The sequence below is a fragment of the Vreelandella maris genome, assembly GCF_013371085.1.
GTDB classification, from domain to species: Bacteria; Pseudomonadota; Gammaproteobacteria; order Pseudomonadales; family Halomonadaceae; genus Vreelandella; species Vreelandella maris.
Genome location: NZ_JABWCV010000007.1, coordinates 153,883 through 174,079, shown reverse-complemented (window position 1 = coordinate 174,079; position 20,197 = coordinate 153,883). Strand labels below are relative to the sequence as shown.

Genomic DNA, 20,197 nt, shown 5'->3' with positions numbered 1-20,197 from the left:
AGTTAGCGCAGATCCGATAGAGGATTTTGCGACCAGGGAGAGGCCAACAGTTCATTGATAAAGCTTTCCTCCACCGAAGCGACATCTGGGTAAGTCCACGCGGGTTGGCCATCTTTATCGACCAACAGCGCACGCACGCCCTCAGGAAATTCGCGGTGGCGGCAGCACTGTACCGAAAGCGCCATCTCAAACTGGAACACTTCCGCCAGCGACATGTGTTTGGCGCGCTTCAGTTGTTCATCGATCAGTTTGATGGACACTGGGCTGCCGTGGGCCAGCGTTTTCTGCGCTTTGTTGAACCACTTGTTGTCGCTTTTTACCGCGGTAATGGCGGCAACGATCTGCTCGACGCTGTCGTGATCCATCAATTCGCGAATCAGTGATGCGTGCTGATAAACGGGGGCTTCCAGCTCGGCAAACACCGGCTGCGAGGTCTGCTCTAGCTCGCGCATAATACGGTTGACCACGCCGTGGGCATCGGTGTCGGCGCCTTTACCCCAACGTGCATCGATCAGCTGCTGCAGCAATGCATCCCGGTGGTGGCTGGCAATACAGCGGTCGGCCAGGCCGAGGTGAACGGCATCCGGCGCGCTGACCTGACAGCCGGTCATGGCTAAAAAGCGCCCTGTACCGTTGGGCAGGCGGTTCAAGAACCAGCTGGCGCCCACATCCGGGTAAAGGCCGATAGTGACTTCCGGCATGGCCAAGCGTGAGGTTTCAGTCACCACGCGGTGGCTGCTGGCACTCAATAGCCCCATGCCGCCGCCCATTACAATACCGCTCCCCCAGCAGATCACCGGCTTGGGGTAGGTGTGCAGTAGGTAGTCGAGCCGATACTCGGTTTCGAAAAAACGCTCGGGAAAGCTAGGGTCGCCCTCGCCGGTAATCGTTTTATACAGATTGACGACATCACCACCGGCACAGAACGCTTTCTCGCCAGCGCTATCCAGCAGGATCGCCACCACGCGCTCATCGGTGGCCCAGTCCCGCAGGCGCGGCAACATCGCTTCGCACATCTCAAGCGTTAACGCGTTCAGCGAGCGCTCGGCATCCAGCTTTATTTCGGCGATGACGTGGCCGTCTTGGGCGGGGTGTTCGGTAAACAGTACACTGCTCATGGGCATTCCTTATCCTTTACAGCTCGGTGGCGCCGTCTGCCAATACCCGACGGGAGATGATCAGGCGCATGATTTCGTTGGTGCCTTCGAGAATCCGGTGCACCCGGGTATCGCGCACGTAGCGCTCCATAGGATACTCCTTGATATAGCCGTTGCCGCCGTATATTTGCAGCGCTTCGTCGCATACCTTGAAGCCCACATCGGTAGCAAAGCGTTTAGCCATGGCGCAATAAGTCGGCGCATCGGCGTGGCCAGCGTCCAGCTTGGTGGCGGCCATACGCACCAGTTGGCGTGCAGCGACTAACTCGGTGACCATATCGGCCAAGCGGAACTGCAACGCCTGGAACTCGGCGAGCCGTTTGCCGAACTGCTTGCGCTCGAGCATGTATTCCCGCGCCTTGTTGATCGCCTGCTGCGCGGTGCCGATCGAGCAGGTAGCAATATTGATCCGCCCCCCATCGAGGCCTTTCATGGCGATTTTGAAACCGTCACCTTCGTTGCCCAATAGGTGATGGGCGGGCACCCGCACTTCTTCAAAGGTAATCATGCGAGTGGGCTGGCTGTTCCAGCCCATCTTCTCTTCCTTGCGCCCGTAGCTGATGCCTTCGCTCTTGGCATCCACCGCAAACGCTGACACACCGCTAGCCCCCTCACCGCCGGTGCGCGCCATCACCACCAGAAAATCGGTACTACCCGCGCCGGAAATAAACATCTTGCTGCCGGTAAGCACGTAGTGATCGCCATCGCGCTTGGCGGTGGTCTTCAGCGAGGCGGCGTCGGAACCTGAGTTAGGCTCGGTTAAACAGTAAGAGCCAAGCAGCTCGCCCGTAGCCAGCCTTGCGCCCCACTGCTCGACTGCGTCGGGCGTGCCGAAATCCGCCAACATCCAGGTCACCATGTTATGAATGGTCAGATACGCCGTGGTCGAGGTGCAGCCCATGGCGAGCTGCTCGAATATGATGCTGGCATCCAACCGCGAAAGCCCTAACCCGCCTACGCTTTCTGGGGCATACAGCGAGCAAAAGCCCAGCTCGCCCGCTTTGCGAATCACATCGACCGGAAAGAACGAGGTTTGGTCCCACTCGGCCGCATGGGGCTCTAGCTCGTTTTGGGCAAACGCCCGCGCCATATCGGCAAAGGCGACCTGGTCTTCGTTAAGTTCAAAATTCATGGCGTATCTCCGCGAATGCGCGTGCGCACTGCTATTGTCGTTGTAATTGACGTTAACGTTAACTTATCCATTTACCCGCCCACAAGCAACATGCCAACGTTTGCGACCTTAGGTGTAGAAGCTCGGCCGTCATACAGAAAATGGGGTTGAAAAAGGTGATTGAAAAAAGAGGCAGAAAAAAGGGCGCCAAGCGGCGCCCAACGGGAAGAACCAATAAGTACGGGACAGAGAACTTTTTTCAAGCAGCCACTGTTCAAAGCGGCTACTTGAAGTTCTTTCGGTACATCTTATCCAGCTCTCCAACAATCCCACTGCGGAAGCTAAGCACGCAGATCACAAAGATAATGCCAAGGATCACGCTCACCCAGTTCCCCAGCGGGGATTGGGCCAAGATATGCTGGAGGCTAACCACTATGCCCGCCCCCATCAGCGGGCCCAGCAGCGTTCCCACGCCGCCCAGCAGGGTCATCAGAATGACCTCGCCAGACATATGCCAATGGGCATCGGTCAGCGAGGCTAACTGGAAGACCACGGTTTTGGTTGAACCGGCCAGCCCGGCCAAACCGGCAGAGATCACAAACGCTACCAGCTTGTAGGCATCGGCGTTGTAGCCGAGCGATACTGCGCGGGGCTCGTTTTCACGAATCGCTTTTAACACCTGACCAAACGGCGAGTGCACCGTGCGCTGAATCAGCGCAAAGCCGAAGATGAAAATCGCAAACACGAAGTAGTACATCGCGAGGTTGCTGCTCAAGCTGATAAAGCCAAACAGTTCGCCGCGGGGAACGCCGTGCAAGCCATCCTCACCGCCGGTAAACGGCGCCTGCACAAACATGAAATACACCAACTGGGCGATGGCCAGGGTGACCATGGCAAAATAGATGCCCTGGCGGCGAATGGAGAGCACCCCGAACAGCACGCCCAGCAGAGTGGCCAGCAAGGTGCCAGCGATAATACCCAGCTCTGGCGTTAGCCCCGGGTAGCTCGCTAGCAAATAGCCGGTCACATAGCCGCCGGTGGCCAGGAACGCCGCATGCCCGAAGGACAACAGCCCCGCATAACCAAGCAATAGGTTAAACGCGCAGGCGAATAGCGCAAAACAGAGCACTTTCATCAAGAACACGGGGTAGGCCAAAAATGGCGCCACCAGACCCACCACGATCAACGCCAGATAGAACATATTGCGTCGAAACTTGGCGCGCTTCTGGCGCTCTAGTACTGCGGACGGTGCTGCCATTGATTGAGTTTCCGTCATCATGCTTATGCCTCCTTACCGAACAGCCCGACTGGGCGCAACATGAGCACGAGGATCATGACGAAGAAGATCACCGTATTGGAGGCCTCTGGGTAGTACACCTTGGTCAGGCCTTCGATGATACCCATCGCAAGGCCCGTGATGATGGCACCTAATATCGAACCCATGCCGCCGATAACCACCACCGCGAACACGACGATGAGAAGGCTGGAACCCATGGTGGGTGAAACTGGATAGAGCGGCGCGGCAAGCACACCGGCAAACGCGGCCAGGGCCACGCCGAAGCCATAGGTAAGCGTTATCAGCAGCGGCACATTGACACCAAACGCCTGCATCAACTGGGAGTTTTCAGTGCCCGCCCGCAGGTAGGCCCCCAACCGCGTCCGCTCGATCATAAACCAGGTAAACAGACACATTGCCAGCGCAGCGACCAGTACCCAGGCACGATAGGTAGGAAGGAACATAAAGCCGAGGTTCAAGCCACCCTGCAAAATCTCGGGCGTTGCATAGCGTGCGCCGGAAACACCGAAAAAGTTGACCAGCGTGCCTTCAAAAATCAGCGCCAGACCAAAGGTCAGCAGCAATCCGTAAAGGTGGTCCAGGTGGGCAATTCGGCGCAGCAGAAAGCGCTCCAGCAATACCCCGAAGGCGCCAACTACAAGTGGCACCAGGAACAGCGCCAGCCAGTAGTTAATGCCCAGGTAACGAAAGCCCAACAGCGCGGCGAAAGCCCCCAACATGTATTGCGCCCCATGGGCGAAGTTGACGATCTTCAACAGGCCGAAGATGACCGCCAGACCCAGGCTAAGCAGTGCGTAAAAGGCCCCATTCACAAGGCCCAGCGTCAGCTGCCCCATGAAGACGGCCAATGGCACGCCGAATATCATCGTCATAACGCGATTCTCCTCGCCGTCAAACGGTTGGCGGCAACTTGCCGCCAACCGGTACTAAACGTCACTTGCGATTGTTAGCGAGTCCGAAAATTAGTTCTGTACCAGTTTGCACTGGCTTTCAGACAGCGGACGGTAGGCTTCTTCGGCGGGAATGGTGCTGAGGATTTCATAAAGATCCCACTCACCGGTGGATTCTTCAGGCGTTTTCACCTGAGCCAGGTACATGTCGTGCACCATGCGGCCGTCTTCACGAATGCGGCCATTGCGGGCAAAGAAGTCCTCGATGGGCATGTCAGCCATCTGCGCACGCACGGTTTCAGGGTCGTCAGTGCCAGCGGCTTCCACGGCTTTCAGGTAGTGCATCGTGCTGGAGTAGATACCGGCTTGTACCATAGTCGGCATACGGCCCACTTCATCGAAGTAGCGCTGTGACCATTCACGGGACTGCTCGTCCATATCCCAGTACCAGCCAGTCGTCAGCAGCAGGTTCTGGGTAGCTTCCAGGCCAAGGGCGTGAACGTCATTCAGGAAGATCAACAGACCCGCTAGCTGCTGGCCGGATTGGGTCAAACCAAACTGGCTGGCCGTGGTAATCGCGTTAACGGTGTCAGCACCGGCATTGGCCAAGCCAATGATTTTGGCACCCGAGCCTTGGGCCTGAAGGATATAAGAGGAGAAGTCGTTAGTCGGGAACGGATGGCGCACACCGCCGACAATTTCACCGCCGCTTTCTTCCACGACTTTTGTCACGTCGGCTTCAAGCGCATGACCGAATGCATAGTCAGCCGTCAGCATGAACCAGGTATCGCCGCCCTGCTCAACGACCGCTTTGGCGGTACCGTTAGCGAGCGGATAAGTATCGTAGACCCAGTGGATGTGGTTAGGCGTGCAGTGCTCGTTGGTAATGCTTGATGCTGCAGAGCCGGAAACGATCCCCAGGCCATTGTTCTCTTCCAGCACTTTGGTGACCGCAATCGAGACCGAGGAGGCGACCAGGCCGCCTACCATGTCGACGTTATCCTGATCGATCCAGCCGCGCACAGTATTGGCACCTACGTCGGCGCTGTTACGGTCATCCGCACTGGAAATCACGATGGGGGCACCATTGACGCTGCCACCAAAATCGGCCACCGCCATCTCCATCGCGGTCAGGCCGCCTGGGCCTGCCAAGTCGCGATAGGTGCCGGACATATCGGCTAGGTAGCCAATGCGTACTTCACCGTCGCTCATATCAGCCTGAGCAGTAGACACAGCAAGGCTTGAAGCTGCTGCGACGGCGATGCTGGCGGCCAGCGTTTTTTTCATAAAGGTCATATTCGTCTCCTGGCCCGGAGGCCTTTGTTGTTGTGTTGTTTTTGAGCTGTTGTGAAGGTGCGTACTGCAAATTACTAATTAATATTGTTGTTTTGTGAGCAGCAAAACTGTTGGCGGAATGAACATTTAAGTGTCTAGCCGTGTGTTATACCCCTAGCATTGAGTTGAGATGTTCCCGGCGCGATGGTAGCTGCGCGGCGCTGATTTCTTCGACAATCTGACCGTGATCCATCACGAAGTGGCGATCCGCAAGGGGCGCCGCAAAGCGGAAATTTTGCTCCACCAGCACAATCGTCATACCGCGCTCCTTGAGCTTCACCAGCACTTCCGCCAGCTTCTGCACGATCACAGGCGCTAGCCCTTCCGTAATTTCATCCAGCAGCAGCATGCGCGCCCCGGTACGCAGAATGCGCGCCATGGCTAACATTTGCTGTTCGCCGCCGGAAAGCCGTGTGCCCTGACTTCTGCGCCGCTCGTAAAGATTGGGGAACATAGCGTAGATTTCATCGAGGCTCATGCCGCCGGAACGAACCGTTGGCGGCAACAAGAGATTCTCATGCACATCTAAACTGGCAAAAATGCCGCGCTCTTCTGGGCAATAGCCAATCCCTAGCCGCGGAATATGGTGCGGCTTCATATGCAGGGTTTCATTACCGTTAATCACGATTGAGCCGGTACGCCGCCCCACCATGTTCATGATCGACTTGAGCGTGGTGCTACGGCCCGCGCCGTTGCGGCCCAGAAGAGTCACCAGTTCGCCGCGCTTCACATCAAAATTGACCCCATGCAGGATATGCGATTCGCCATAAAAGGCATGCAGATCCTGCACCCGCAACATCTCCAGGTTTTGCGTGTTTTCGATCGGTGCTTGTGCTTCGGCAATATTCATACCGTGACTCCCTCTTCCTCAGCAGCGTCGCTGCCCATATAGGCTTCACGCACCAGTGGGTTGCGGGAGACAGTTTCGTAATCGCCCTCGGCCAATACCGCGCCCCGCGCCAGCACGGTAATGCGGTCACACAGGCGGCTAACCACACTCAGGTTATGCTCCACCATCAATACCGTACGGCCTTGTGAAACGCGTTTAATCAGCGCCACGATGCGGTCTACATCTTCAGCGCCCATGCCCTGGGTCGGTTCATCGAGCAGCATCATGGTGGGGTCCAGTGCCAGTGTGGTCGCAAGTTCAAGTGCTCGCTTGCGCCCATAGGGCATTTCTACCGTTAAGGTGTCGGCGTATTCACGCAGCCCTACCTCTTCTAGCAGCTCAAGCGCTCGCTCGTTAAGGTGATCCAGCGATTTTTCAGATTTCCAAAAGTGAAACGAGGTACCCAGTTTGCGCTGCAGTGCCACACGCACGTTTTCCAAGGCGGTCATATGCGCGAATACGGCGGAAATTTGAAATGAACGCACCAGACCCAACTGGGCAATTTCGTTGGATTTTTTACTGGTGATGGAATGACCACGGTACAAAATATCGCCACGGGTAGGCGGCAAAAACTTGGTCAGCAGGTTAAACACAGTGGTTTTACCGGCGCCATTGGGGCCGATCAGCGCGTGTATATGCCCTTCCTGTACCTGAAGATTAACGTCGTCCACAGCGGTAAACCCACGGAACTCTTTGGTTAGCCCTCGGGTTTCGAGGACAGGTCCCTGAAGGACATCGTTTGCACTCATAGAGTGGCAAGCCTCTTATTGTTGTCGTGCTGACTCTATTACAGGTAATAAGGAAGTAGCGAAATCGCTTGCCGCCGCCTTACCTGAACGTAAGGTGTACGTGCAAACTAGCAACTCTCACTATGGCAATACAATTACAACTTTGGTCTATCAGCGCTATTTTCACACATAAAAAAGCGCCTCCAAAAGTTAAATATCAGCCACTTATGAGCATTCAACGCTTTTCAACTGCTAACAACAATAGCTTTACGTTAACGTAAACTTGTTTTAGCCTCATTGGCAGTGTTCCATAGGAAGCATATCTTGGGACTTATTCTTAGGAACTGTCCTTAAGAACAATGCCTTTTGAGAGAACGACACCATGAGCAGAACTTACTCGATTAGTGAACTGGCCAGCGAGTTTGACTTAACTACCCGTAGCATTCGCTTCTATGAAGATCAGGAGTTGCTCCACCCTTCCCGGCGTGGGCAAACCAGGGTTTACAGCAGCAAAGACCGTGTGCGGTTGAAACTCACCATTCGCGGCAAGCGGCTGGGATTTTCATTGGCAGAGATTCGCGAACTGTTCGAGCTTTGGGACGAAACTCGCAGCGGCAGCAAAAAGCAGCTGCATCTAATGCTTAGCAAGATAGGCGATCGACGTGCGGCGCTAGACCAACAAATGAAAGACATCACCATGGTACAGCTAGAGCTTGAAAGTGCTGAGATTCGCTGCCGCCAGGCACTCGAAGAACTACTAGAAAAAGAGCCCCAGGAAAAACAGAACGAAGAGGAGCGCACGGGTACGTCCGACAAAGCGTCTGCTCCCTCTTCCGCCACTATGCACTGACTCGTCGCGCGACATACCGCCAGCTCGACTCGCCGACACAAATAGCTAACACAAGCTAATACAAAAATCTGCAACAGGTGATTGACCATGTTTTCACACTACTCAGAACTTAATTTTGGCCTCGATGACGAACTGAACATGCTGCGTGAGCAGGTCAACGCCTTTGCGGCCAGCGAGATTGCTCCCCGCGCTGCCGAAATCGACCGCAATAACGAGTTCCCTAATGATCTGTGGAAGAAGTTTGGTGATATGGGGTTGCTGGGCATCACCGTCTCTGAAGAGGATGGTGGTAGTGGTATGGGCTATCTCGCCCACTGTATAGCCATGGAAGAGATCTCGCGGGCCAGCGCATCGGTTGCGCTCTCTTACGGCGCCCATTCCAACCTGTGCGTTAACCAGATCAAGATCAACGCCACCCCCGAACAGAAAGCCAAATACCTGCCCAAGCTGATCAGCGGCGACCATGTGGGTGCGCTCGCCATGTCGGAACCCGGCGCCGGTTCTGACGTGGTCTCAATGCAGCTGCGTGCCAAGCATAATGGCGACCACTACATCCTTAACGGCAACAAAATGTGGATCACCAACGGTCCAGATGCCGATGTGCTGGTGGTGTACGCCAAAACCGACCCCGAAGCCGGCTCCAAAGGCATTACCGCCTTTATTATCGAAAAAGGTATGCCCGGTTTCTCTACCGCCCAGAAGCTTGACAAGCTAGGCATGCGCGGCTCCAACACCTGTGAACTGGTCTTTCAGGACTGCGCCGTTCCCGCTGAAAACATTCTAGGCGGGGAAGGCAAAGGCGTGCGCGTACTCATGAGTGGTTTGGATTACGAGCGCACCGTATTGGCCGCAGGCCCGATTGGCATTATGCAGGCCGCCATGGATGTGGTGATGCCCTATATCCACGAGCGTAAGCAGTTCAATCAGTCGATTGGTGAGTTCCAATTAGTGCAGGGCAAAGTGGCGGATATGTACACCACCCTGAATGCCTGTCGCGCCTACCTGTATGCCGTAGCGGGTGCCTGCGACCGTGGCCAAACGTCCCGCAAAGACGCTGCCGGGGTGATCCTCTACTGTGCCGAAAAGGCCACTCAGGTAGCCCTGGACTCCATTCAGCTACTCGGCGGCAACGGCTATATCAATGAGTACCCCACCGGGCGCCTGCTGCGCGACGCCAAACTGTATGAAATCGGCGCGGGCACCAGCGAGATTCGCCGGATGCTGATTGGTCGCGAACTCTTCACTGAAAGTAAGTAAGGGTCCTGTCATGAGCTCCATCTCCACTCAGATCAACCCGCGCAGCGATGTGTTTCAAACCAACGAAGCCTCAATGCTCGGTGAAGTACATAAACTGCGTGAACTGACCGCCGCCGTCGCCCAGGGTGGCGGTGCCAAAGCCCGCGAGCGCCACGAAAGCCGGGGCAAGCTGTTTGTCCGCGACCGCATAGATCATCTAATCGATGAGGGTTCGCCGTTTTTAGAATTTTCTGCCCTGGCGGCGCACAAGATCTACGACAGCGAGATTCCTGCGGCGGGCGTCGTCACCGGTATTGGTCGTGTTTCCGGCGTCGAGTGCGTGATTGTCGCCAACGACGCCACGGTGAAAGGTGGCACTTACTTCCCGCTGACGGTGAAAAAACATATTCGCGCTCAGGAGATTGCCCGCAAGCATCGCCTGCCGTGCATCTATCTGGTCGATTCAGGCGGCGCCTTCCTGCCCCGCCAGGACGAAGTATTCCCTGATCGCGACCACTTCGGGCGTATCTTTTATAACCAGGCGACCATGTCGGCGGAAGGCATCCCGCAAATCGCCGTGGTGATGGGTTCCTGCACCGCGGGCGGCGCCTACGTGCCCGCCATGGCAGACGAGTCCATCATCGTTAAAGAGCAGGGCACGATTTTCCTCGGTGGCCCGCCACTGGTAAAAGCCGCCACTGGTGAAAGCATCAGCGCGGAAGATTTAGGCGGCGCGGATGTTCACGCCAAGGTCAGCGGCGTCGCTGATCACTACGCGGAAAATGATGCCCATGCGCTGCAGCTTGCCCGCGCCTGCGTATCGCGCCTGAACTGGCAAAAGCGTGGCAAGCTAGCCATGCAGACACCCAAACCACCCAAACTCGACCCTGCCGAGCTATATGGCATTGTCGGCACCGACCTTAAAAAGCCCTACGACGTTCGCGAAGTGATTGGCCGCATCGTCGATGACTCCGATTTCGATGAATTCAAGCGCTACTACGGCGAAACGCTGGTCACCGGCTTTGCGCATATTCACGGCTACCCGGTAGGCATCGTGGCCAACAACGGCGTACTTTTTTCCGAAAGTGCGGTGAAAGGCGCGCACTTTATCGAGCTATGCACCCAGCGCAAGATCCCGCTGATCTTCCTGCAGAACATTACCGGCTTTATGGTCGGCTCCAAGTACGAACACGAAGGTATTGCCAAGCACGGCGCCAAGCTGGTGACCGCCGTGGCCTGCGCGAAGGTGCCCAAGTACACCGTACTAATTGGCGGCAGCTTTGGCGCCGGTAACTACGGTATGTGTGGCCGTGCGTATGATCCCAACCTGCTGTTTATGTGGCCCAACGCGCGCATTTCAGTGATGGGCGGCGAACAGGCGGCGGGTGTACTGGCTCAGGTTAAACGCGAGCAGCATGAACGCGAAGGCCGTGAGTGGAGCAAAGAGGAAGAAGAAGCCTTCAAGCAGCCCACCCGCGAGCAGTATGAGCATCAGGGCCACCCTTATTACGCCAGTGCCCGCTTGTGGGACGACGGCGTGATCGATCCACTGCAAACCCGCGATGTGCTCGGCCTGTCACTTGCCGCCGCGATGAATGCAGAAATCGAAGAGACACGCTTCGGCGTGTTCCGGATGTAAGGGGCAATCACCATGGCTTACTCAACACTAATCATTGAAAGCGGCGTGGCCCGCCTAACCTTGAACCGCCCCGAAGTGCATAACGCCTTTGACGACAGCCTGATTGCCGAGCTAAACGCGCACCTTGAAGCGCTGCATAGGCAAGCTGAAGCGGGCGAAGTGCGCGCAGTAGTACTGGGCTCAGAAGGCAAAAGCTTCTCGGCGGGTGCCGATCTAAACTGGATGAAGCGCATGGTCGATTACGACCTTGACGATAACCTCGCCGACTCCCGCAAGCTGGCAGCACTGATGCACGGCCTGGATACACTGCCCTGCCCTACGGTCTGCCGGGTGCAAGGCGCCGCCTTTGGCGGTGCGGTGGGCTTGGCCGCTTGCTGCGATATAGTAATCGCCTCGGGTAAAGCCAAATTCTGCCTTTCGGAAGTCAAAATCGGCCTATCGCCCGCGGTCATCAGCCCTTACGTGCAGCGAGCCCTGGGCGAGCGACAGATGCGCCGCTATGCGTTAACCGCAGAAGTAATGGACGCCGAAATAGCGCTCGCGCTGGGTTTAGTCCATCTGGTGGTGGAACACGACAAGCTAGACGACGAAGTGGACACCCTGCTGGCAACTCTATTGGCCGGCTCGCCCCAGGCCCAGCGCGCCACCAAAGCGCTGATGGCCGCGGTTGCTCAAGCGCCTGACAGTGACGCCACCCGCGAACATACCTGCCAGGTGATCGCCAAACTGCGGGTAAGCCAAGAGGGCCAAGAGGGCTTATCCAGTTTCTTTGAAAAGCGCCGCCCCGCCTGGGCCGATTCTAATAACACACCCCACGCTTCGGAGCGTCGCTCATGAGTCATTCACCCCCTATTGAAAAAAACGAAAGAGCCGAAAAAGCCGCTCGCACGACGCCTTTTGATACCCTACTGGTCGCCAACCGCGGCGAAATCGCCTGCCGCGTGATGCGCACTGCCCGCCGTATGGGCCTGAAAACCGTCGCGGTATATTCCGATGCCGATGCCAGCGCCCGCCATGTACGCGAAGCTGACGAGGCCGTGCGTTTAGGCCCCGCCGCCGCGCGGGAAAGTTATCTTAATATCGATGCAGTCATCGAAGCTGCCAAGCGTACCGGCACCGGCGCTATTCATCCCGGCTACGGTTTTCTTTCCGAAAACGGTACCTTCGTCAAAGCCCTTGAAGAAGCGGGCATCACCTTCGTTGGCCCGCCGGCTTCAGCCATTGCTGCCATGGGTGATAAATCCGCCGCCAAAGCACGGATGGCCAATGCGGGCGTGCCGCTAGTGCCCGGCTACCATGGTGATAACCAGGATGACGCTCTGCTGCGCAGCGAAGCCGACAAAATTGGCTACCCGGTCATGCTCAAAGCCAGCGCCGGTGGCGGTGGTAAAGGCATGCGTGTTGTGGAAAGCGGTGATGGTTTTCAGGCCGCGTTAGATGGCTGCCGCCGTGAGTCAAAAGCCGCCTTCGGCGATGACCGCATGCTAATCGAGAAATATCTGGTGCAACCTCGCCATGTGGAAGTCCAGGTATTCTGCGACCGTCATGGCAACGGCGTTTATCTATTCGAGCGGGACTGCAGCGTTCAGCGCCGCCACCAAAAAGTGATCGAAGAAGCCCCCGCCCCCGGCATGACAGCGGAGCTGCGCTGCGCCATGGGCGATGCTGCCGTACGCGCTGCCCAGGAGATCGGCTACGTGGGCGCAGGCACCGTCGAGTTTCTGTTAGATGCGGATGGCTCGTTCTATTTTATGGAGATGAACACTCGCCTCCAGGTCGAGCACCCGGTGACCGAGATGATCACCGGCCAGGATCTGGTCGAGTGGCAGTTGCGCGTGGCCATGGGCGAACCGCTGCCTTGTACCCAGGATGAGCTGACGATTACCGGCCATAGCTTTGAAGCACGTATTTACGCCGAAGACCCGGAACAGGATTTCCTACCCGCCACGGGCTTGCTCAATCGCTTTGCGCTGGATTTAGAAGGCGCTGGTCTAAGCGGTGATCAGGTGCGTTTGGACAGCGGCGTGGAGAGTGGCGATACGGTGTCGATGCACTACGACCCCATGCTCGCCAAGCTAATCGTTCATGGGCCTGACCGCGATGCAGCGCTGGCAACGCTTAACCGCGCCTTAGCGGCACTGGACGTACAAGGCGTAGTGACTAACCGCGCCTTCTTAATGCGCCTGGCGACCCACCCCAGCTTTAAGAACGTGGAGCTGGATACCCGCTTTATCGAGCGCAATGAAGCGACGCTGTTTGCACCGCGCACTTACAGCACAGAAGCCTACGCCAGCGCGGCGCTGATTGGCCTGAATCAACTTGCTCAAGAGTGCGAAAGCGACTCGCCCTGGGATCGCCACGACGGCTTCCGCTTGAATGCGCCACACACCATTCGCATTGCGCTGTGTGACCCTACGAATGTTCAAGCCGCTGACAGCGATGATGCGGTAGTGATCGTCGAAGGTAAACGCAACGCGGGCGAATCACTTTGGAACCTCACCATCGGCGATAAAACGCTAACCGCGAGCCTGCAGCCGCTCACCGGCGACGCGGTTGCCGTTACCTTGAATGGCCACCGCCGCCGCTTGCAGGCGCGCCGCGATGGTCATGTGGTCGTGATGGCCGATCCCAGCGGTGAAACCCGTTTGTTCTGGCGGCGCATCGATGCCATTGATCATGGCCACCACGAAGCGGAATCTACTCTCACTGCCCCCATGAATGGCACGGTGGTGGCTCTACTGGTGGAGCCCGGCGTTAATGTTGAGAAAGGCATGCCGCTGATGGTGATGGAAGCGATGAAAATGGAGCACACCATGACCGCCCCGGCTGACGGTAGTGTGGAAACCTTCCATTTCCAGGCGGGCGAGACGGTCAGCCAGGGCGCTATCCTTCTCGACTTTTCCCCCAGCGAATAGGAGCTCATTCATGGCACTGCCTACGTCCGTCAAGTTATTTGAAATGGCCCCTCGGGACGGCCTGCAAAACGAGCCAGGGGCGATGGTACCCACCGCGACCAAGATCGCCCTGATCGAGCGGCTTGCCAACGCGGGGATCACCCATATCGAAGCGGCCAGCTTCGTCTCGCCTAAATGGGTACCGCAAATGGGCGACGCCGTTGAGGTCATGGGCGGCATTCAGCGTCAGCCAGGCGTGGTGTACTCCGCGCTAACGCCCAATTTAAAAGGGCTTGAAAACGCCCTAACCGTGGGCGTTGAAGAGGTCGCGGTATTTGGCGCGGCATCAGAAGCCTTCTCGCAAAAGAACATCAATTGCTCGATTGCCGAGTCGCTGACACGGTTTGAGCCTGTGTTAGAGCGCGCCCGTGAGGCTGGCGTGCGCGTGCGGGGCTATGTTTCCTGTGTCTTGGGCTGCCCTTACGAAGGCGAGATCGCCCCCGACAAAGTGGCTGAGGTGGCCAAAGCACTTTATGAGATGGGCTGCTACGAGGTGTCGCTAGGTGACACGATTGGCGTCGGTACGCCGCTGGCTGCTAAACGGATGATTGAGGCGACGAGCCAACAAGTGCCCATTGAGTTTCTGGCCGCTCACTTTCACGACACCTACGGCATGGCGCTGGCGAACCTTTACGCGGTGATGGAAGAAGGCGTCAGTATTATTGACGCCGCCACCGCTGGTCTCGGCGGCTGCCCCTATGCTAAGGGCGCTTCCGGCAATGTGGCCACCGAAGACGTGCTCTATCTGCTTAAAGGGCTGGGAGTCAAGACAGGCATCGACCTGCAGGCCGTCATCGATACCGGTTATTGGATTACTCAGGAGCTAGGCCGCAAGCCCAGTTCCAAAGTAGCTCTAGCACTGGGCGCTAGCCGATAAAATGCGTCATCAATAATAAGAAAGAAGCCAAGTAGCTCAACCTTCTCTGCCATCATGTTCAGACAAGAAAAATATCGGAGAGACCTGAAATGTCTTCACACGCACTGACTCTACCTAGCTACACCAGCAGCACGGCGGACAAGCCGCTGCTGGGCATGACCATTGGCGACAAATTCGATCAGATTGCGACACAGTATGCCGATAACGACGCCTTGATTGTGCTGCATCAGAATATTCACTGGAGCTACCGCCAGCTTCAGGAAGAGGTCAATCGCTGCGCCCGCGCCTTGCTCGCTATCGGTGTTCAAAAAGGCGACCGCGTCGCCATTTGGGCGCCCAATTGCAGCGAATGGACACTCACCCAGTTTGCGACCGCTAAAATTGGCGCCATTCTGGTCAACATCAATCCCTCTTACCGTACTCATGAGCTGGAGTACGCGCTAAATCAGTCAGGTGCACGCTTTCTGGTTACTGCCAACAGTTTCAAAAGCTCTGACTACAGCGGCATGCTTTACGAATTGGCACCCGAATTAAAAGCCTGCGCCGAGGGCAAGCTGAAATCCCAGAAGCTACCCGACCTTGAGTGCGTGATAAACCTGAGTCACGAAAAATTGAATGGCATGTGGCGCTGGACCGATCTGATGACGGAGGCCAACAAAGTCAGCCAGACCGACGTGGATGATCTGCAAGCAACGCTACAGTTCGACGACGCCATCAATATTCAGTACACATCCGGCACTACCGGTTTCCCCAAAGGGGCGACGCTTTCCCACCACAATATTCTCAATAACGGTTTTTTTGTGGCGGAAAGCATGGGTTTCACCAGCGAAGACCGTTTGGTGATCCCCGTGCCGCTTTACCACTGCTTTGGCATGGTCATGGGCAACCTGGGCTGTATGACCCACGGCGCCACCATGATCTACCCGGATGAAGGCTTTGATCCCGGCAAGGTGCTCAAGGCGGTGCATGAGCAAAAAGCTACCGCCCTTTACGGCGTGCCAACCATGTTTATCGCCGAGCTTGATCACCCGGATTTCCCTGGCACCGATCTCTCTTCACTGCGCACCGGCATTATGGCGGGCTCAATCTGCCCTGCTGAAATCATGAAGCAGGTGATCAGCAAGATGAACATGAAGGGCGTGCAGATCGCCTACGGCATGACGGAAACCAGCCCGGTATCTACCCAGACCGGCGCTAACGACAGCATCGAGAAGCGCGTTTCTACCGTGGGACGCACCCAACCGCACCTGGAAAATAAAATCGTCGACCCCGGCAATGGCGGTATTCTTCCTCGAGGTGAAATCGGTGAGCTGTGTACCCGCGGCTACAGCGTGATGCTGAAGTATTGGAACAACGACAAAGCCACCGCTGAAGCGATTGACGAAGCAGGCTGGATGCACACCGGCGACCTGGCCACTATGGATGAAGAGGGCTACATCCAGATCGTGGGGCGCATCAAGGACATGGTCATTCGCGGCGGCGAGAACGTTTATCCCAAGGAGATCGAGGAATTTCTGTACGCCCACCCGGCGATTTCAGAAGTACAGGTCACCGGCGTGCCGGATAAGAAGTACGGCGAAGAGCTGATTGCTTGGGTGAAACTCAACAGCACCGCGGGCGAAGTCACCGGTGAAGAGCTGCGCGAGTACTGCAAAGGCAAAATCACCCACTTCAAAATTCCGCGCTACTTCAAGTTTGTTGATGAATTCCCCATGACCGTCACTGGTAAGATTCAGAAATTCAAAATGCGCGAAATTTCGATTCAGGAACTAGGTTTAGATCAAGAATCAGGCTTGGATCAAGAGTCATAACGCGCAATGACCAACCCCAACCGTTTAGCGGATCACTATCAGCGCGCCCTGCGCGCTGATGAAATTCTGACACAAATAGATGCCCACTACCCCGACGGCCCCACACTCCACCAACTCGCCCCGCTGGATCAGCTGCATATTGGCGGCGTGGCGGCCTCTACTCGGCTGCTTGAACGACTTAACCCTGACACCCACGGCAAAGTGCTGGATATCGGCGCTGGGCTAGGTGGATTAATGCGCCAAGGCGCGGCGCTAGGGTTTCAAATGACCGGGCTGGATATTACTCATGGGTTTAGTGCGTTAAATAGAGCGCTGAGTTCACGAGTTAACCAGCCTAACGCACCACCTCTTGCCTGGGTCACCGGCAGTGCCAGTGCCCTGCCGTTTGCGGATAACAGTTTTGATGCCGTGCTGTTTCAACACAGCCTGATGAATATGCCTGACGCAGCCAGGGTAATCGCAGAAAGCCGACGGATTCTGCGCTCAGGCGGGCAGCTAGTCATGCATGAAGTGGTCAGCGGCCCCCACGTGGCACAGCTTCACTACCCAGTGCCATGGGCGGCTTCTCCTGAGCACTCGCACCTACTGACCTTAACGTCATTAACCCATTTGCTCGAAACGGGCGGCTTTGTGCTTGAACATGTTGAAGATTGGAGCGAAATAGCCTTGGAGTGGCGCCAACGTCAGCGCCAAAAAGAACAGACGCCACGCCAAGAGGTGCTCTCCCCCAAGTGGGTGTTCGGCGAGCGCTTTACCACCATGGGAAAAAATTTAGTCGATAACCTAGCCAACGGCGCAATTAAAGTGGTGGAAATCCAAGTCAGTTGCTAACCTGATTAGGAATAGCTTTTCTTTCTCTACCCATACGTATACGACAATAGGTGTACGAGAAATGCCAATGAAACGCTTGGCAATCACTCTGCTGTGCTGTGCTGTTCCCTGGTTTAGCAGCTACGCCGATGATAAGCCGCCGGTGATGGCTTATACCGCCCCCGATAGCGAACTCATGCAGCTTGAAAACGGCGTTATTCTGGAAGGTAGCGACCTGCAAAGCCTGGACAACTACTCCAGCGGCTTTCGCGTAACAGCTGGCTTTAGCCCCTGGCGGCTTCCTCAACTGGATATTGGCGCGGAAATCGCCTACCGGGAAAGCGAAGAAATCTCCACCTCGTCCAGTGTTAATCCACTGATTATGGATACCTTAAGTTTAGGCGGCGCCATTGTCGCCGGTGTTCGCATGGGTGCCTTTAGCGTCTATGCGAAGTCCGGCATCACCGAATGGCGCGGTGAAAGCGATGTGGAAGGTGCCGATGAAAGTGGCACCGCGATGCTGCAAGGCTTCGGTGCCACCGTAACGGTCAATCGGCTTGTTAGCCGACTGGAATACGAACGTATCAACTCCCCCACCCTTGAACACCTCACTATGCTAAGCGCCTCGTTGCACCTGCCGTTTTAAACGTTATCACGGTGCTGGTCGGGTGGCGTCCAGATCGGCACGTCTTCCCGCTGGGGCTCGTGCCACTCTTGTTGCATCGCACTATTCAGCGCTTCTTCCAGCTTCATAAACAGCTCGCCATAGCGGGGGCTGAAGCTAATACTCCCCTCGATCTCCTTCCAGGCTTCAAACAGCTCGTCCTCATGGGCATCTTCGTTCTGCACAAATGCCCAGGTCATTTGCTTGGCCCGCATGGGGTGGACACCCATCGCCGTTAGCGCGTGGCCGCCCAGTTCCAATGCGGAGTGGTAGGTTTCACTGACGACGTCATCAGCACCTGCTTCTCGCAGTTGATAGCCATGGCCGCGATCAAAGGCGCGGGCTAGCACCCAGACATGCGGATAGTATTGCTTCACATGCTTGACCATCTGCACAGCGCGGTCGCGGTCGTCCAAGGCAATAACGATTAACCGGGCATGTTCGATACCAGCGGTTTCGAGCAAGTCGGAACGGCTGGCGTCACCAAAGTAGCTTTTGATGTTAATTTTGCGCAGGTTTTCAATCTGTTCGATCTCATGGTCCAGCGCCACTATGGGAATATTATTGGCGCGCAGCAGGCGACAAATAATTTGCCCAAACCGGCCTACGCCCGCAACGATCACCGGGGCCTGCTCTTCTATTGTATCGGCTTCCCGGTCGTCGTTCTTGGCACTGCGGTAGCGCGGCAGAACCAACCGGTCGTAAGCAATAAACAGTAGCGGTGTTAAAAACATCGAGAGCGCCACAACCAGTGAGAGCACCTGGGAGATGTCGGTTGGAATGACACTGTTTTGAACGCTATAGGTCAGCAGCACGAAACCAAATTCACCTGCCTGGGCAAGGCCCAGGGTGAATAGCCAGCCATTGCTGCCACGCACCCGAAACAGCAGTGCTAAGCCGAGCAGAATCACGCCTTTTACCACGATCACGACCACACCTAACGAGAGAACCGTGCCCCACTCCGCCGCCAGCACCGAGAAGTTAATACCTGCCCCCACGGTAATAAAGAACAACCCCAACAGCAGTCCTTTAAAGGGCTCAATATTGGCTTCCAACTCATGCTTGAACTCACTGTTGGCAAGTACCACCCCGGCCAGGAACGCGCCGAGGGCAGGCGATAAATTAACCAAACTCATTAACGCGGCAATGCCGATGACCAGCATCAGGGCGGTGGCGGTAAATACTTCGCGCAGACCAGAACTAATCACATAGCGAAACAGCAGGGGCATTAAATAGTAGCCTGCCGCTATCACGCTCGCGATGGCCGCCACGACCACCAAGGCATGTGCCCAGCCGGGCAAGTGTGCGACCAGACTTAAGCTGGCGTGGCCATCATCGCTAACGTCGCCCATTAACTCGGGAAGTGCCAGCAACGGAATTAGCGCCAGCATGGGAATAACGGCAATATCCTGGAACAGCAGCACCGAAAAGGCGCTGCGGCCCCCTTCAGTTTTGGCAAGCCCCTTCTCGTTCAACGTTTGCAGCACAATCGCCGTGGAAGAGAGCGCAAAAATGAGCCCCACCGCCAGGGCAGTTTGCATCACTAGCCCTAGCCACAAAGCAATAGCAGTGCCTGCAGCAGCGGTTAGCACTACCTGAAGCCCACCCAGCCCTAGCAGCCGCACGCGCATCGCCCATAACCCTTTCGGGTCAAGCTCCATGCCGACCAAAAACAGCATCATTACCACGCCAAATTCCGCAAAATGCTGAATAGTGGTGGTTTCCTGGCCCACCAGCCCCAGGATCGGGCCAATCACTACCCCGGCGACCAAATAACCCAGCACTGAGCCCAGTCCAAACCGCTTGGCAAGGGGAACCGCAATTACCGCGGCGACAAGATAAATAAAGGCTTGAATAAAATAGCCAGTCATCGTGTTTCCTCAAAATAGAACGAGCTGCTTGACTTCCCTGAGCAATAATGTAGCGTACTAGTACGCTAGTACATTGCT

17 protein-coding genes are annotated in these 20,197 nt (G+C 56.3%); 9 read left to right on the top strand and 8 right to left on the bottom strand.

The window, feature by feature from the left end; all coding sequences use genetic code 11:
• Positions 1-2: 2 nt before the first annotated feature.
• The 7 genes from HUO07_RS08365 to HUO07_RS08335 form a co-directional block, all read right to left on the bottom strand.
• Entirely contained in the window at positions 3-1,118 is a 1,116-nt protein-coding gene (locus tag HUO07_RS08365; protein WP_176303187.1) for an enoyl-CoA hydratase/isomerase family protein, read from the bottom strand.
• 16 nt (positions 1,119-1,134) lie between these two features.
• The gene (locus HUO07_RS08360) at positions 1,135-2,289 is read right to left on the bottom strand and encodes an acyl-CoA dehydrogenase family protein (protein WP_176303186.1); all 1,155 of its coding nucleotides are present in this window, start codon (positions 2,287-2,289) and stop codon (positions 1,135-1,137) included.
• A gap of 262 nt (positions 2,290-2,551) precedes the next feature.
• Positions 2,552-3,544, bottom strand: a complete 993-nt coding sequence (locus tag HUO07_RS08355) for a branched-chain amino acid ABC transporter permease (RefSeq protein WP_176303204.1) — start codon at positions 3,542-3,544, stop codon at positions 2,552-2,554.
• A gap of 5 nt (positions 3,545-3,549) precedes the next feature.
• On the bottom strand, positions 3,550-4,437 hold the full coding sequence (locus tag HUO07_RS08350; protein WP_176303185.1) for a branched-chain amino acid ABC transporter permease: 888 nt from the start codon (positions 4,435-4,437) through the stop codon (positions 3,550-3,552).
• A gap of 90 nt (positions 4,438-4,527) precedes the next feature.
• Positions 4,528-5,751, bottom strand: coding sequence for an ABC transporter substrate-binding protein (locus tag HUO07_RS08345; protein ID WP_176303184.1), 1,224 nt, complete (start codon positions 5,749-5,751; stop codon positions 4,528-4,530).
• 145 nt (positions 5,752-5,896) lie between these two features.
• A complete protein-coding gene (locus HUO07_RS08340; protein WP_176303183.1) occupies positions 5,897-6,640 on the bottom strand; it encodes an ABC transporter ATP-binding protein in 744 nt (247 codons plus the stop codon).
• Complete coding sequence (locus HUO07_RS08335) at positions 6,637-7,428, bottom strand: ABC transporter ATP-binding protein (RefSeq protein WP_176303182.1); 792 nt, start codon at positions 7,426-7,428, stop codon at positions 6,637-6,639. Before HUO07_RS08335 ends, HUO07_RS08340 begins: the two co-directional genes overlap by 4 nt.
• 361 nt (positions 7,429-7,789) lie before the next feature.
• Between HUO07_RS08335 and HUO07_RS08330 the strand changes: the two genes are divergently transcribed.
• The 9 genes from HUO07_RS08330 to HUO07_RS08290 all read left to right on the top strand — a co-directional run bounded on the left by HUO07_RS08330 (position 7,790) and on the right by HUO07_RS08290 (position 18,230).
• Positions 7,790-8,257: a MerR family transcriptional regulator gene (locus HUO07_RS08330; RefSeq protein ID WP_176303181.1), complete on the top strand. Its 468-nt coding sequence runs from the start codon at positions 7,790-7,792 to the stop codon at positions 8,255-8,257.
• Positions 8,258-8,344: 87 nt separating this feature from the next.
• Positions 8,345-9,514, top strand: coding sequence for an isovaleryl-CoA dehydrogenase (locus HUO07_RS08325; protein ID WP_176303180.1), 1,170 nt, complete (start codon positions 8,345-8,347; stop codon positions 9,512-9,514).
• A 10-nt stretch (positions 9,515-9,524) separates the two neighbouring features.
• Positions 9,525-11,132 (top strand): carboxyl transferase domain-containing protein, encoded by a 1,608-nt coding sequence (locus HUO07_RS08320; RefSeq protein ID WP_176303179.1) that lies wholly within the window; start codon positions 9,525-9,527, stop codon positions 11,130-11,132.
• Between the two features lie 12 nt (positions 11,133-11,144).
• Positions 11,145-11,969, top strand: coding sequence for an enoyl-CoA hydratase/isomerase family protein (locus HUO07_RS08315; RefSeq protein ID WP_176303178.1), 825 nt, complete (start codon positions 11,145-11,147; stop codon positions 11,967-11,969).
• On the top strand, positions 11,966-14,047 hold the full coding sequence (locus tag HUO07_RS08310) for an acetyl/propionyl/methylcrotonyl-CoA carboxylase subunit alpha (RefSeq protein WP_176303177.1): 2,082 nt from the start codon (positions 11,966-11,968) through the stop codon (positions 14,045-14,047). The genes HUO07_RS08315 and HUO07_RS08310 overlap by 4 nt, the downstream gene beginning before the upstream one ends.
• A 10-nt stretch (positions 14,048-14,057) precedes the next feature.
• On the top strand, positions 14,058-14,963 hold the full coding sequence (locus HUO07_RS08305) for a hydroxymethylglutaryl-CoA lyase (protein ID WP_176303176.1): 906 nt from the start codon (positions 14,058-14,060) through the stop codon (positions 14,961-14,963).
• Between the two features lie 89 nt (positions 14,964-15,052).
• Complete coding sequence (locus HUO07_RS08300; protein ID WP_176303175.1) at positions 15,053-16,774, top strand: AMP-binding protein; 1,722 nt, start codon at positions 15,053-15,055, stop codon at positions 16,772-16,774.
• 6 nt (positions 16,775-16,780) lie between these two features.
• Complete coding sequence (locus HUO07_RS08295) at positions 16,781-17,605, top strand: class I SAM-dependent methyltransferase (RefSeq protein WP_176303174.1); 825 nt, start codon at positions 16,781-16,783, stop codon at positions 17,603-17,605.
• A gap of 61 nt (positions 17,606-17,666) precedes the next feature.
• Positions 17,667-18,230, top strand: coding sequence for a hypothetical protein (locus tag HUO07_RS08290; RefSeq protein ID WP_176303173.1), 564 nt, complete (start codon positions 17,667-17,669; stop codon positions 18,228-18,230).
• Here the strand turns inward: HUO07_RS08290 and HUO07_RS08285 are convergent.
• Positions 18,227-20,119: a monovalent cation:proton antiporter-2 (CPA2) family protein gene (locus tag HUO07_RS08285; protein WP_176303172.1), complete on the bottom strand. Its 1,893-nt coding sequence runs from the start codon at positions 20,117-20,119 to the stop codon at positions 18,227-18,229. The two genes, HUO07_RS08290 and HUO07_RS08285, sit on opposite strands and share 4 nt — an antisense overlap.
• Between the last annotated feature and the right edge of the window lie 78 nt (positions 20,120-20,197).

Excerpts from the sequence above, each read along its gene's own strand:
- HUO07_RS08320 (WP_176303179.1), top strand. The coding sequence starts at position 9,525 with ATGAGCTCCATCTCCACTCAGATCAACCCGCGCAGCGATGTGTTTCAA.
- HUO07_RS08350 (WP_176303185.1), bottom strand. The coding sequence starts at position 4,437 with ATGACGATGATATTCGGCGTGCCATTGGCCGTCTTCATGGGGCAGCTG.
- HUO07_RS08355 (WP_176303204.1), bottom strand. The coding sequence starts at position 3,544 with ATGACGGAAACTCAATCAATGGCAGCACCGTCCGCAGTACTAGAGCGC.
- HUO07_RS08360 (WP_176303186.1), bottom strand. The coding sequence starts at position 2,289 with ATGAATTTTGAACTTAACGAAGACCAGGTCGCCTTTGCCGATATGGCG.
- HUO07_RS08315 (WP_176303178.1), top strand. The coding sequence starts at position 11,145 with ATGGCTTACTCAACACTAATCATTGAAAGCGGCGTGGCCCGCCTAACC.
- HUO07_RS08295 (WP_176303174.1), top strand. The coding sequence starts at position 16,781 with ATGACCAACCCCAACCGTTTAGCGGATCACTATCAGCGCGCCCTGCGC.
- HUO07_RS08310 (WP_176303177.1), top strand. The coding sequence starts at position 11,966 with ATGAGTCATTCACCCCCTATTGAAAAAAACGAAAGAGCCGAAAAAGCC.
- HUO07_RS08345 (WP_176303184.1), bottom strand. The coding sequence starts at position 5,751 with ATGACCTTTATGAAAAAAACGCTGGCCGCCAGCATCGCCGTCGCAGCA.
- HUO07_RS08305 (WP_176303176.1), top strand. The coding sequence starts at position 14,058 with ATGGCACTGCCTACGTCCGTCAAGTTATTTGAAATGGCCCCTCGGGAC.
- HUO07_RS08340 (WP_176303183.1), bottom strand. The coding sequence starts at position 6,640 with ATGAATATTGCCGAAGCACAAGCACCGATCGAAAACACGCAAAACCTG.
- HUO07_RS08325 (WP_176303180.1), top strand. The coding sequence starts at position 8,345 with ATGTTTTCACACTACTCAGAACTTAATTTTGGCCTCGATGACGAACTG.
- HUO07_RS08285 (WP_176303172.1), bottom strand. The coding sequence starts at position 20,119 with ATGACTGGCTATTTTATTCAAGCCTTTATTTATCTTGTCGCCGCGGTA.
- HUO07_RS08330 (WP_176303181.1), top strand. The coding sequence starts at position 7,790 with ATGAGCAGAACTTACTCGATTAGTGAACTGGCCAGCGAGTTTGACTTA.
- HUO07_RS08365 (WP_176303187.1), bottom strand. The coding sequence starts at position 1,118 with ATGAGCAGTGTACTGTTTACCGAACACCCCGCCCAAGACGGCCACGTC.
- HUO07_RS08300 (WP_176303175.1), top strand. The coding sequence starts at position 15,053 with ATGTCTTCACACGCACTGACTCTACCTAGCTACACCAGCAGCACGGCG.
- HUO07_RS08290 (WP_176303173.1), top strand. The coding sequence starts at position 17,667 with ATGCCAATGAAACGCTTGGCAATCACTCTGCTGTGCTGTGCTGTTCCC.
- HUO07_RS08335 (WP_176303182.1), bottom strand. The coding sequence starts at position 7,428 with ATGAGTGCAAACGATGTCCTTCAGGGACCTGTCCTCGAAACCCGAGGG.